The 12,457-nt window shown below is 64.7% G+C and carries 10 protein-coding genes and 2 pseudogenes; 3 read left to right on the plus strand and 9 right to left on the minus strand.

Annotated elements, in window-relative coordinates; translation table 11 throughout:
* Positions 1-19 precede the first annotated feature (19 nt).
* From JUB13_RS19180 to JUB13_RS19210, 7 genes are all read right to left on the minus strand, one after another.
* Complete coding sequence (locus tag JUB13_RS19180) at positions 20-1,294, minus strand: TRAP transporter large permease (RefSeq protein WP_207481809.1); 1,275 nt, start codon at positions 1,292-1,294, stop codon at positions 20-22.
* A complete protein-coding gene (locus JUB13_RS19185; RefSeq protein WP_207481811.1) occupies positions 1,291-1,902 on the minus strand; it encodes a TRAP transporter small permease in 612 nt (203 codons plus the stop codon). The genes JUB13_RS19180 and JUB13_RS19185 overlap by 4 nt, the downstream gene beginning before the upstream one ends.
* The gene (locus JUB13_RS19190) at positions 1,899-2,927 is read right to left on the minus strand and encodes a DctP family TRAP transporter solute-binding subunit (protein WP_207481813.1); all 1,029 of its coding nucleotides are present in this window, start codon (positions 2,925-2,927) and stop codon (positions 1,899-1,901) included. The genes JUB13_RS19185 and JUB13_RS19190 overlap by 4 nt, the downstream gene beginning before the upstream one ends.
* A 71-nt stretch (positions 2,928-2,998) precedes the next feature.
* Positions 2,999-3,943 carry an NAD(P)-dependent oxidoreductase gene (locus JUB13_RS31855; protein ID WP_328702971.1) on the minus strand — a complete coding sequence of 315 codons (945 nt, stop codon included), beginning with the start codon at positions 3,941-3,943 and terminating at the stop codon, positions 2,999-3,001.
* On the minus strand, positions 3,883-4,212 hold the full coding sequence (locus JUB13_RS19200) for a putative quinol monooxygenase (RefSeq protein WP_207481817.1): 330 nt from the start codon (positions 4,210-4,212) through the stop codon (positions 3,883-3,885). The genes JUB13_RS31855 and JUB13_RS19200 overlap by 61 nt, the downstream gene beginning before the upstream one ends.
* 10 nt (positions 4,213-4,222) lie before the next feature.
* Positions 4,223-5,581, minus strand: a complete 1,359-nt coding sequence (locus JUB13_RS19205; RefSeq protein ID WP_207481819.1) for an NAD(P)H-dependent oxidoreductase — start codon at positions 5,579-5,581, stop codon at positions 4,223-4,225.
* A 122-nt stretch (positions 5,582-5,703) separates the two neighbouring features.
* Positions 5,704-6,633, minus strand: a complete 930-nt coding sequence (locus JUB13_RS19210) for a LysR substrate-binding domain-containing protein (RefSeq protein ID WP_207481821.1) — start codon at positions 6,631-6,633, stop codon at positions 5,704-5,706.
* Between the two features lie 1,030 nt (positions 6,634-7,663).
* On the opposite strand from JUB13_RS19210, the gene JUB13_RS19215 reads away from it, so the two are divergent.
* Both JUB13_RS19215 and JUB13_RS19220 read left to right on the plus strand, forming a co-directional pair.
* Positions 7,664-8,791, plus strand: coding sequence for a calcium-binding protein (locus JUB13_RS19215; protein ID WP_207481823.1), 1,128 nt, complete (start codon positions 7,664-7,666; stop codon positions 8,789-8,791).
* A 147-nt stretch (positions 8,792-8,938) separates the two neighbouring features.
* Positions 8,939-9,631: an aspartate/glutamate racemase family protein gene (locus tag JUB13_RS19220; protein WP_207481826.1), complete on the plus strand. Its 693-nt coding sequence runs from the start codon at positions 8,939-8,941 to the stop codon at positions 9,629-9,631.
* Between the two features lie 6 nt (positions 9,632-9,637).
* Here the strand turns inward: JUB13_RS19220 and JUB13_RS19225 are convergent.
* A pseudogene (locus tag JUB13_RS19225) lies at positions 9,638-10,330 on the minus strand (IS5 family transposase).
* A 268-nt stretch (positions 10,331-10,598) separates the two neighbouring features.
* Positions 10,599-11,219: pseudogene (locus JUB13_RS31460) on the minus strand (IS701 family transposase); the annotation flags it as partial.
* Positions 11,220-11,556: 337 nt separating this feature from the next.
* Here JUB13_RS31460 and JUB13_RS19235 point away from each other — a divergent pair.
* Entirely contained in the window at positions 11,557-12,189 is a 633-nt protein-coding gene (locus JUB13_RS19235) for a hypothetical protein (RefSeq protein ID WP_207481828.1), read from the plus strand.
* Positions 12,190-12,457 lie beyond the last annotated feature (268 nt).

Genomic DNA, 12,457 nt, shown 5'->3' on the forward strand with positions numbered 1-12,457 from the left:
TCTCCTCTCGTGTCGGATCTCAGCCGGCGAGCAGATTCGCCGGCCACAGGACGATCTGCGGGACGAACGCGATGACGACGAGAACGACGATGTTGACGATGTAGAACGGCATGGATGCGCGGGAGAGGCGTTCGACCGACACGCCGGAGACCAGCGAGGTCGCGAACAGGCAGGTCCCGACCGGAGGCGTTGCCAGTCCCATGGCCAGCGCCGTAACCATGAAGATCAGGAAGTGCAGCGGGTCGACGCCCGCCTTAACAGCTGCGGGCAGCAGGATCGGGATCAGCATCAGGGCGGCCGCGACGATGTCCATCAGCATTCCGACCACGAGGAAGATCAAGGCCATGAGCAGCAGCACGAAGGACGGATCGCTCGTGATCGCCATGATCATCGAGGACGCCTTGGAAGGGAGCTGGTCGATCGTGAAGACGTAGGTCGCGGTGCTCGCGACCATCAAGATCAGGAGGACCGTACCGGCAGTCCGCCCCGCCTCGACGAGCAGGCCAGGCAGGTCCGACAGGCGGATCTCCCGATGCACGAGCAGGCCGACAATCAGCGTATAGAGCACGGCCAGGGCCGCAGCCTCGGTCGGCGTCACGATGCCGGAGAACATGGCTGTCAGGATGATCACGGGGGCGCCGAGCGATGGCGCGGCGCGGCCGATCATCTTGAGGCTTGTCGCCATGTCGAAGCGCGTATCACTGCCGTAGCCGTGGACCCTCGACACGAACGCGTTGTATGCGAAGAGCGCGACGGCCAGAACGATGCCGGGGCCCAAGCCGCCGGCCAGCGCCTTGCCGACTGACTGCTCCGCCGCAGCGGCGGCGACGATCACGAGGATGCTCGGCGGCACCAGGGTCGCGAGGGTCGATGTGATGAGCGTGAGCGCCGCCGAATAGGGTAGCGGGTAGTTGCGGGCCGTCATCTCTTGGATCTCGATGCGGCCGATGCTCGCGATGTCGGCCACCGACGACCCAGAGATGCCGCCGAAAACGAAGCTGGACAAGATGTTGACGTGGCCGAGTCCGCCCTTGAGACGGCCGACCGCGGCCTCCGCCGCGCTGAAGATGCGCTCCGACAGGCCCCCGCGCTCCATGATGCCGCCCGCCAGCACGAAGAGCGGCACGGCGATCAAAAGGAAGGAGTTGATCGACGTTTCCATGGATTGCGCGACCATGACGAGCGGCAGGTCGTAGTACCAGAGGGTGGCGACGGCACCCAGTCCGAGGGACACGGCGAGCGGCACGCCGGCGACGCACAGGCCGAGGAAGACGGCCAGCAGGACAAGGCTCATGTGCGATGCTCCCGACCCCGTGTCTCGGGGTCCTGGTTCGTTTCGGTGGCGTACTTCCTGTCCAGGATGGCCAGGGCTGCCCGTTCGTCGGCAAGGTCCCTGGGAAGGCTCATCAGGCTGCCGATTGCAGCGAGGGCCGACCCCAGGACCACGGGGGCGGTCGCCAGCCACATCCCGATGCCGAGCACGGGAGATGTTTCACCGAAGGCGAGCCTCTGCATCAGCATGTCGACCGCGTACCAGCCGACGATCGAGAAGAGCAGGATGCTCGCGACCGCCGACAGGTAATGCGGCAGGGAACGCAGCGAACGCGGCAGCATCGCGGACAGGAGGAAGATGCGGGGATGGCTCCGGCTGTGGAAACCCGTCGCCATGCCGAGGAACGCGGTCCAAATGAACAGGAGGCGGGCGAGCTCCTCAGTCCAGGGCGCCCCGAAGCCAAACAGCCGGCTGGCCGCCTGGCAGGACACCGAGAAGAGGAGCGCGGCGACCACAACGAAGAGCAGGCCGTCGACCGCCCGCCAGATCAGGCGGTCGATACCGGCCAGGAGCCCTTGCGCCTGCGCGTGCTGCGCCGGTGTGGAGTGTATTGGGATGGTCATCGTCATGACTTTCCGACCGCCCTGAGGCTCTGCTGGAGAAACTCGGCGCCGATCGAGCCAGCGAACTGCGGATACAGGCCGGCAGCGATCTTCTGAATCCTCTCCAGCTCGCCGGGCTGGAACTCGTTGACGGTCATGCCCTTCTGCTTGAGCTGAGCGACGATCGCGGCTTCCTGCTCGATCTCCTTGGCGTTGCGCTCTTTGATCGTCTGCGCCGCGGCCTCGCGCACCTTGTCCTGCTGCGCCGCGGGGACTCTGCCCCAGGCGGTTCTGCTGAGCGCGAGCACGTAAGAGTCCGCGACATGGCGGGTCAGGTTTAGGTGCTTTTGGACTTCGTAAAAGCGGTTGTTGAGCGGCACCTCGACCGGATTCTCCTGGCCGTCGATGGCTCCGAGCTGGAGGGCGGTGTAGACCTCGGCGAACGCCATGGGTGTCGGGTTGGCGCCGAGAGCCTTGAACAGCTGGACGAAAAGCTGGTTGTTCGGGACCCGGAGCTTGAGCCCCTGAAAATCCTCGGCCTTGGTGATCGCGGTCTGCTTCGTCGTCGTGTTCCGGAACGTCCGGATCATAAGGCCTAGCCCTTGGATTCTCAGGCGCTCGAGCGAGGCGAGGAGCGCCTTTCCGGGATCGCCCTCGAGGTAACCGATGAGCTGGTTGTAGTCCGAGAACAGGTAGGGGAGGCTGACCGCGTTCATCCGGGGCTCGAAGGATGCATAGACGCTGCTGGCCAGAATCAGGCCGTCGAGCGCGCCCGCGCCGAGCTGGTTAATCGCGGCGTTCTGGTCGTTGCCGAACAGGATGCCGTCGGGGAAGACCGTGATTGCGACCTCGCCACCGGTCTTCTCCTTCACGAGATCCGCAAACCGCGTCGCGGCCTGCCCGACCGACGAGGTCGCCGGATCGGCAACTGCCAGCCGGAGCGTCACTGCCGCCTCTGCCCGGCGGACTCCAACCAGGGCGACGGCCGCGACCCCGGCCCCCAGGGCAAGCACAGATCGGCGGTTCCAGCCTCGATGCGTCACGTCGTTCATGCCAACCTCCCCAGTGCGGCGTCCGTGTCGTCGGACGCCTTGTTGCGGATTTCCGGCGTCGTCGCGCCGGCCTATGTACTCCGTCTCCTCAGCTCGAGGATGACGGCGCTGTGGTCGAGATCGCCGCCGCCATGCGCGACAAGATCTGAGAAAAGCCCATCGATCAGGCCCGCGACCGGCAGGTCGAGGCCGAGGCGCTGCGCATGGGCCAGCGCCGTGGACGTGTCCTTGACCTGGTATTTGGCGGGTCCCCCTGGCCTGAAATCCCCCTCGATCATCCGCTGGCCGTGCTGCCTGAGCACCGAGGAGTCAGCGAACCCTCCGAGCAGGGCCTCGCGGACCCGAGCAGGATCGGCACCGCCGCGTTTGGCCAGGAGCAGCGCCTCGGCGACCGCGCAGATGTTGGAGGCAACCATCACCTGGTTGACCAGCTTGGCGAGCTGGCCGGTTCCCGCGGGCCCGACATGGGTCGCGCGACCGAGCGGCGCAAAGACCGGGTCTGCGTCCCGGAACGTGTCGGCGTCGCCGCCCACCATGATCGCGAGCGTTCCCGCAGCGGCCCCCTTCTCTCCGCCGGACACCGGCGCATCGAGGAAGCGGACGCCGCGATCCGCGGCCTGCCGGGCCTGGGCCTCGGCGGTATCCACGGGGATGGAGCTCATGACCACGAGCGTGCTCCCTGGCCGCATCGCCCCGAGGACGCCGTCGGAACCGAGCAGGACCTCGTCGCACACCGGCCCGGAGCTCAGCATGCACACAACCAGGTCGGCTCCACCTGCTGCTAAGCGGGGCTCGTCCGTGACGGCGACACCGTGAGCCGCGAGCGCCTCCGCTTTGGCACGCGACCGGTTCCAGGCAGTCACCCGGTGGCCCGTAAGCGCAAGCCGCCGGGCCATGTGCCCACCCATTATCCCAGTGCCCACGAAACCGAGATCCAGACCGCCCGCAGCCGCGGTCATGGATGGACCCTTTCCGCGAACCGAACCGGACGTTCGGTCTCGACGAGCGGCGGGAATGCCTCTCGGAACCGTGCCAGGTGCGCCGTTTGGAGATGAGTGTCGAAGGCCTCACGGTTGTCGTAGACCTCGTAGAACACGACGGTGTCCCCGAAACCGCCCGGCTGCGTCTCCGGGCGGATCACGTCGAACTGTCGGCAGCCCGGCTCGTCCCTCAGCGACGCCCGCGCGTCGTCAAGCGCCGCGTCGAGGAACTCCGCCATGCGACCGGGCTTCACTACGAACTCGGCAATGACGACAAAGGGTCCCGGCTGCGGCCGACTTGCCATGGATTCCCCCTCAGGCTACGGAAGCCGGGCGCGGCGCTGTCCGTCCCTCCATCGAGCGGCGGAGCTCGACCACATCGAGGTCGTTCACGAGCTCCACGTCGTCGTAGCTGACGATGGCGTCCTTCTTCACCGGCCGCCGGACCCGCACGTTGTGGGCGAGGCCGATCGGAAGGGCTCGGGCCGCGAGGCTCCGAGAGGCCGGGATCGCATTCGCCCACACCGTATAACCGCCCTCGCCGTCAAGCATGTCGCCGACCGCGAGATCGCGCTTGGCCGTCGCCACGGCGTCGCCGCGGAACTCCTTCGACGTCCCGGTCGGCTCGCCACGCAGCACGGCGGAGAGGACGCTGACCGAGGTCTCAAGGCCGATAATGTGGAAGGGCCGCCACATCGAGGCGTACCAGCCCGACGGGTCAGTCAGCAGCCCGTACTGCTTAAAGCAGGCGCGGGTGTACTCGTTATGCGCCTTGAAGGTCACGAAGACGCCGTAGCGGATGTTGTTGAACACCTCCCGGCCGTCGGGCTCCTGGCTTGCCGCGATGTCGACCAGGCCGCTGCGCTCCAAGCGTCCGCCGTCGATGACGGGGCGGAAGACGCGGGCGAGGTCATGCAGGCCGGAAGGCGGAAAGGCGAGCCCATCGTTCGGGCAGTCGAGGCCGGTGCCGTTGGCGACCGCGGCCATCTCGATGGCAGCCTTCGTGCCGTCGGTGAAGGAGTTGTACATCTTGGGATTGAAGTCGCCCTTCGCGACCTCCTCCTCCGACCAGCCGAAGAAGCCCCAGACTGTGTCGGGGGTCGAGTAGCGATAGCGCGGCTCGAAGTTCATGCCCTTTCCGGCGCTCGTCAGCTCGAAGCCGCAGGCGCGGACCCAATCGACGAGCTCGCAGATCAGAGCCGGCTGGTCGCCATAGGCCATGGAGTAGACGACGCCCTTCTGCCGGGCGCGCTCGGCGAGCAGAGGGCCACACAGCACGTCGGCTTCTACGTTGACCATCACGACGTGCTTGCCGTTCTCGATAGCCGCGAGGGCGTGGCGAACGCCGGCGATCGGATGTCCGGTCGCCTCGATGATGCACTCGACCTCCTCGCAGGCCATGAGGGCGCCCGCATCGTTGGTGACGCAAGTCCGGCCGTCGCGGGCCGCCTCGCCGATGCTCCCCGCAGCGTAGCGCTCACGCGGCCAGCCGACCCGCTCCATCGCCTGCCGTGCCTTCGCAACGTCGAGGTCGACGACGGCGACCACGTGGAATCCGTCGATCTTCTGGGCCTGTGAAAGGACCATGGAGCCGAATTTGCCGGCGCCGATGATCCCTACCCGTACAGGACGGTTGCGGGAGGCTCGTTCGAGAAGTTTGGTCGAGAGGTTCACGTCGCATCCTCACCGTTGCTCTGGAGGGCGGCTGCGGAATGTTTGCCCGCGCCTGCCTGTCCGTTCCCGGATGCTACGAGGATGCGGCCTTTCCAAACAATTTAGGTGTTCAACAGAATCCGTTAGGATTTCTTAACAATCGTCAGGTTCGGCCGCCGCGACGCCTCGACCTCCCGCAGCCAGTCATCCCGTTCGGCCCGCACCCATTCGATGAAAGTCTTCACCTTCGACAGACGGAGGCGCTCGTGGGGGCAGACGATCCACTGTGTCGTGACGACGACCTTGGGCGGTTCCGTCACGGGGCAGACCAGCCGGCCGTCGCGCAGTTCGCGCCAGGCCAGCAGCTCGCTCTCCAACGCGATGCCGAGCCCGTCCGCCGCAGCGTCGATCACCATGTGGGACCGGTCGAACAGCACCCTTTCCCAGCGCCGGTCGGGCGTCATGCCGGCGGTTCCGAACCAATGCCGCCACTGGACCTGCGACTTCACTGAGTGGATCAGACGTCGGTCGAGGAGGTCGCGGGGCGACAAGCTGCCGGCAGCGGCGTAGTTCGGCGAGCACATGGGCAGGAAGCGTTCCTCGGCCAGACCTTCGACGAAGAGGCCGGACCAGCGGCCCTCGCCGTGACGGATCTCGACGTCCACGTCCTCGCGGTCGAAGTTCGTGGGCTCATTGGTTCCATCGACCCGGACCTCGAACTGGGGATGAGCGTCGACAAAGGCAGAGAGGCGCGGCATGAGCCACTTGGCGGCAAGGCTTGGGGCCGCCCGGATCGTCAGCCTCGAAACGGCCCGATAACCGCGCAGCGCCTGGGTCGCATCGAAAATCGCGTCGATGCTGCCGGCGATCATGTCGTAGAAGCGCTCGCCGGCCTCTGTCAACTTGAGCGTGCGTCCGTCTTTGCCCATCAGCGAGGTTCCCAGGTACTCCTCGAGCGAGCGCACCTGCTGGCTGATCGCGGAAGGCGTGACACCGAGCTCCTGGGCGGCGCTTGCGAGGCTCCCGGCCCGGACGGCTGCTTGGAACATGACGATCGCGCGCAACGGAACCACGGCCGACCTCCGCCAGCATCGTCGCCCAGCCCTCGGGCAGCTTTCAGCATAGTCGATCCGGGCATGCGCTTCCGCAACCACGGCGGTCCGTATGGCGGATCTTATTCATGGAAAGTCTGCCGCGCATCAAGCGCTCCATGTGACCCAGTCCCAGGCGTCGGCGAAGTCGAGGGTCTATGGATAGCGTTGGATATGCATGACGGCCGTCACAAGGTGGACCAGGGGGCGCTCATTCCCGTCTTCATCCAGGAGCTTCCAGTGTTCCGAGGCAGGGTCAAGGGTTAACCACGCTGGCTCGCGAAGCGATGTGCTGATGGTATGCCTCATCCAGCTGCGCTCGACCGTCAGCGCCGCCGACGGAAGACCAACGTGCCGTACGGTGAGCCTTTGGCCGGTATTCCCACGCCGAGCGGCGAAACTGATATAGGCCCTTCGAAAGACCCGTCGGCGAGAGCGCCCTGAATGGGAAAATGGGGAGGGTGGGGAGGCTGTCCTGGCGAATGACCACGGACGTGATCCGGGGCCACAAGGCCGGATCGTAGAAGACCTTCGACGTGTGCCGAACGGTTTCGTCCATGCCGCAACTACTTCGGGGCTGCAGACTATACAAAATCAATCCAAAATTGCTATGGACGATTTCGCAGGGGTTAGGGGACAGCATGTCCTCGAAATTATCCGATCACCGTGAACAGCTTCATCACTTCGTCTGCAGGGCCCTCACTGCACTCCTGAGACAGGCGGAATCCTGCGCCCCGGAGAGGACGATCGGGCTGACGGGACATGGTAGCGAAACTACACAGTCGATCCGTTTGACTCGGACTTTGTAATAGCAGAGTCGGTCGTTGCAGCCACGAGATCGCAAGTATCACGGTTCGTCAGCCGCGCAACCGTTCACGAAACACTTGAAACGGCCGCAGTTCCGCACGACGACGGATTGATACGTGGGGCAGGCATAAAGACGCGACGGGCAGCTACCGCTACTAGCCGGGCGTTTCGCGGGCGTTCCGCTGCACAAGTTGGAGACGAAACTATGGCCATCATTTACGGCACCAACGGCAACGATATGGGCCCTATGGCCATGATCGGCACGACTGATGCCGACACGATCGATGGCATGGCAGGCCATGACCATTTACACGGTTTAGGAGGCAACGACATCCTGGTGAACCGTGGCGTAACCGGGATGGACATCATCGACGGCGGTGCTGGGACAGACCTCGTGTCCTATGCCCACCTGGACAGACCTGTTCTGGTCTCCCTCAAGGACGGTGTCGCGGATGATCCTGCCGGAATTGTCTCTGACAAGCTGATCAGCATTGAGAATGTCTGGGGGTCCGCTTACGAAGACACGCTCGTCGGCAACGCGATCGCAAACGAACTCATCGGTCGCAGCGGCAACGACATCCTTGAAGGCATGGCGGGCGCCGATGTCATCTCGGGCGGAACCGGCAAGGACCTCGCAACGTACGGAACCTCATACGCCGGAGTGACGGTGAGTCTGGCGACCGGTGAGGTCCACGGCGGTCATGCGGAAGGCGACAAGCTGTACAGCATTGAGAGCCTTGGCGGCTCAGATTACGCCGACATGCTCAAGGGCACGGACGGAGCGAACGACCTACACGGTGGTAAAGGCAACGACTCGCTCTACGGCCAGGGAGACGACGATGAGTTGCTGGGCGGAGACGGCAATGACGTCATCGACGGGGGCTTCGGCGCCGACTTCGCACATGGGGGCAAGGGAAGTGACACAGTTTTCGGCGGCGCAGGCGCCGACAGGCTTGAAGGCAACCAGGGCAGCGACACGATCTATGGGCAAATGGGGAGAGACCTGATCGATGGTGGTTCCGGTGACGACGTGATCGTGGGCGGAAGCAACGACGATACGTTCCTGTACAATTTCCGCGCCCCAAGACAGGACACCGGCGACGGTCACGACAGGATCGTCGGCTTCGAAGGAGCCAGCAAGGGCTGGGGTGACGTGCTTGTGTTCTGCGATATGGAGTTCGGTAATATTGCTGTGACTGAACAGGAAGGTAGGACATTGTTCAGTTGGATGAGCCCCGAAGGTGACGAGAACTCCATCGTCGTTGACGCGGTTGGCTTGGTCGCGGGAACCGATTACGTGTCGGCATCATCGCTGGAGTATTGGTACAACTGATCCTGCGGGCAACGAACCAAATGATGCCGCACGCCGGTGCACAGGCCCTATCCGGCCGCCGGCACCGCGGACTCGCAAATGGGACCCGCCGTTTGAGCCGTGTCCTGGCTTGCTGGCGCGACACAATCGAACATCAATGGAGGCACCATGCGGGCGATTGGGCTTTTGGGTGGCATGAGCTGGGAGAGCACGGCCGTCTATTATCGTATCATGAACGAGCACGTGCGTGATCGGCTTGGCGCGCTTCACTCGGCGCGGCTGCTTCTTAACTCGTACGATTTTGCTGAGATCGCCGAGATGCAGGCGCGCGGGGAGTGGCATCTCGCCGGCGAGAGGTTGGCGTGCGACGCCCGCAAACTGCAAGAGCTTGGCGCGGCGGCGATCATGATTTGTACGAACACCATGCATGAGGTGGCCGGATTCGTCGAGGCCGCGATCTCGGTCCCACTGCTGCACATCGTCGATCCGACTGCCGAGGCTATCCGAGCAGCCAAGGTGAAGCGGCCGGCGCTTTTGGCAACACGCTTTACGATGGAGCGCCGATTCTATGTCGAGCGCATGGGTGAACGCTTCGGCATTGATGTCATTATTCCCGATGCGGCCGGACGGGAGGTGATTCACACAGGGATCTACGACGAGCTTTGTCGCGGTATCGTCAGCGCCACGACACGGCAGGCTTACTTGAACGAAATTGAAAGGCTGTCTGAACGTGGCGCCGACTCCGTCATCTTCGGCTGTACGGAAATCGGATTGCTCCTGGACCAGAAGGACGTTCCGGTTCCGGTGTTCGACACAACACGGATCCATGCAGTTGGCGCGGTGGATTGGGCGTTGAGCTAAGACCGCCTAACAGAACCATCTCTGGACGAAGCGCCGGCAAACGAGGCTGGCGGCGATGTGGTGGAATGCTCTGAAGATGTCGGCGCGCCGCTCGTAGGGACAGCGATGCGGCGGAAGCGGGCGAACCAGGCCAGTGTGCGCTCGACCACCCATCGGTGTCGTCCCAGGCGCTCGCTGCTCTCGATGGCGCGCCGGGCGATCCGGGGGAGCTTGGCGGGCCTTCGGCGCGGCCGGCCGACGCACTGGCGGATCGGCGGCACGGCATCGACGAGTTCCTCGATGAGCAGGCTGTCGTGGCGGTTGGCCGGGGAGATCCTCAAAGCGAGCGGGATGCCGTTGGCGTCGACCAGGAGGTGGCGCTTCGAGCCCGGCCTGCCACGATCCGTCGGGTTCGGACCGGTCTCCTCGCCCCCTTTTGGCCGGGACGCTGGCGCTGTCCACCGCGGCACGCGACCAGTCGATCGCGTTGGCCCAGCCGAGCCGGTCGAGCAGGACACGATGCAGGCGCTCCCACACGCTGGCCTGCTGCCATTCGTGGAGCCGACGCCAGCACGTCATGCCCGAGCCGCAGCCCATCTCCACCGGCAGCAGCTTCCAGGGAGTGCCGGTGCGCAGCGCGAACAGGATACCGGTCAGGGCCGCGCGATCGTCGATCCGCGGCCGTCCACCTTTCGGCTTCGGTGGCTCAGGCGGGATCAGCGGGGCGACAACATTTCAGAGGGCGTTGGATACGAGTGGAGCAGCCATGCCCCTCCCAACAACCCGAAACCAGTTTCGCTACGCTTTCTAGCATTACAGTTGCGTGCCACGGCTGAGGTAGGCGTCTTGGGCAATGGCCTGATGGCAACGGCGCCAAGCGGACCAGGCGATGACGATCGCCGGTTCGATCTGGCGCTGAGTTAAACGCCAGGCAACGCGACGGATTTCCTGTGCGGACCAGCGCACCATGGGCGTTGGCTTTCGACCGCCTGCTTTTTGTGGGCGGCAGGCGCGTCTCCGCTTTGTGGCGGATCACCGCGAGCATGGCGAAGGCAAGCATGACCAGCAAGACGTGCGTGCCAGCTGGCGTCTCGTTGTGGGCCAGACCTAGCTCGGTCTTGGCGGTTTCGAAGGCGTCCTCGGCGGCCCAGCGCCGCCCCTCGACCCGGTCCAGGACCTCCAGCGGCGTGCCGGCCGGGCACCAGGTCGTGAAGAAGGCCGGGCCACCGTCGCCGAGCTTGCGCCGGATCAGCACGCCGCGCGTCCACAGGCCCAGCCCGGCCGGCGCGCCGACATCCTCGGGATCGAGATCGGCCAGCTCCAGGTAGGCCCAGTCGTACAAGCGCGGCCCCTTGGTCCCGTCGCCAGCCGAGAGCCGGACCCGGCGTGAGGCCGGGACCGCTTCAGCGATCTCCGAGGCAGTGCCCGAGACCGCCGTCCGTTTGGCCCAGGAGTTGAAGTGGTGGGCGCCCGTCACGCCCAGAACATAGCCCTTGCCGGCCCGGCGCAGCGCCATTTCAAGCTCGCCCATGCCGTAGATGCTGTCGGCCGCCGGGCGCGGCTTGGTGGCAAAGCGGACCGCCTCGGGCACGTGGGCCTTTGCGCGGCGCTCCAAATTGTCGGACTAGGGCATGTCGCCAAAGCTACGTAACCTGAAGGTCGCAGGTTCAAATCCTGCCCCCGCAACCAGATTCCGAGGCCCCGGTGGCGCAAGCCCCCGGGACCTTTCGCTTTTGGCCCGGCGCGGAAGGGCAGGGGGCACCGCAGGGCGTCCCGATCCGGGCGGCCCGCTAATCGACCATCACCGACAGCAGGAGGCTTTCGGTCAAGCTTCCAGCCATCGTGAATTTCATGCCGCGAGCAGCGTACATCTGAACGGCATTTCGGGCCTCGTGTATGCTGTCGGTGCCACGGCGCACCAGTATGGTCAATGCGAGGCCAAGCGCATGAACGACATTCAGCAGATCATCGCGACTGTCGTCGGGATTCTGATGATCGCCTTCGGTCTGATCCTGATCGCAATGCGCCGTGAGGGTGCTGCCAGTCACCTGAAGATCATGGGCTTCGAAGCCAATCTATCCACGCCTGCGCTGGTCATCATCATTGCCGGCTGTGCATTGTTCTCATTGCCGCTCTTCGTCCCGCATCGTCCCAACACATGGGGCTGGCGTGCCTCCGGAACGGAAGCCGTGGCCAAGGTGGGTTCCGCTACGCTTTTCGAGCGGCAGAGCATAAACGCGAGCGAGGTCGAACCGAACGACATCCAAGGGCAGGCAAATGTACTTCAGTTCGGTGTCTGGGCACGGGGTTCGCTCAGGGAGGAGGATCGGGATTACTATGTGGTTGCCGTTCCAGAAGGAAGCAAGAGTGCCAACCGTCTTATAATTAACAACACAACGGGGCAATACTACACCGTAAGGATTTTCAATGGTCAATATGAGGAGGTTCTGACCGATTTCAGGCGGGCCAATCTGAGCCATGTCCTGAGGAGCAGCAGCGGCTATCTGATCCTCCTGCAGCAAGCCAACCGAAACGACGAGGTCATGGAATACGAGGTAATCGTGCGGGCGGAGCCATGAAAAGCCCGCTTGTCGGCAATGCCGGTGGAAAGCACGCATCCGTTCCGGCGGCGTCCGGTGGGAAGACGCGACGGGGCCCATTGACGGCGGAGTGATCCTGGGATGCTCCGGCCGACACCTCGCTCGTCCCCGAACGCCGGTTGAGCGGCCGCGCGGTCGGCAGCCCGCGCGTTGTCCGCGCCCATGCCTTCGAGCCTTTGTGGCTCTCGAGGAAGTAGGTCTCGGCGGCCTCGACGATGCCCGAGAGGTGCCTGGGTTCGACCGCGGG

This window comes from Arenibaculum pallidiluteum, assembly GCF_017355985.1.
Taxonomy (GTDB): domain Bacteria; phylum Pseudomonadota; class Alphaproteobacteria; order Azospirillales; family Azospirillaceae; genus Arenibaculum; species Arenibaculum pallidiluteum.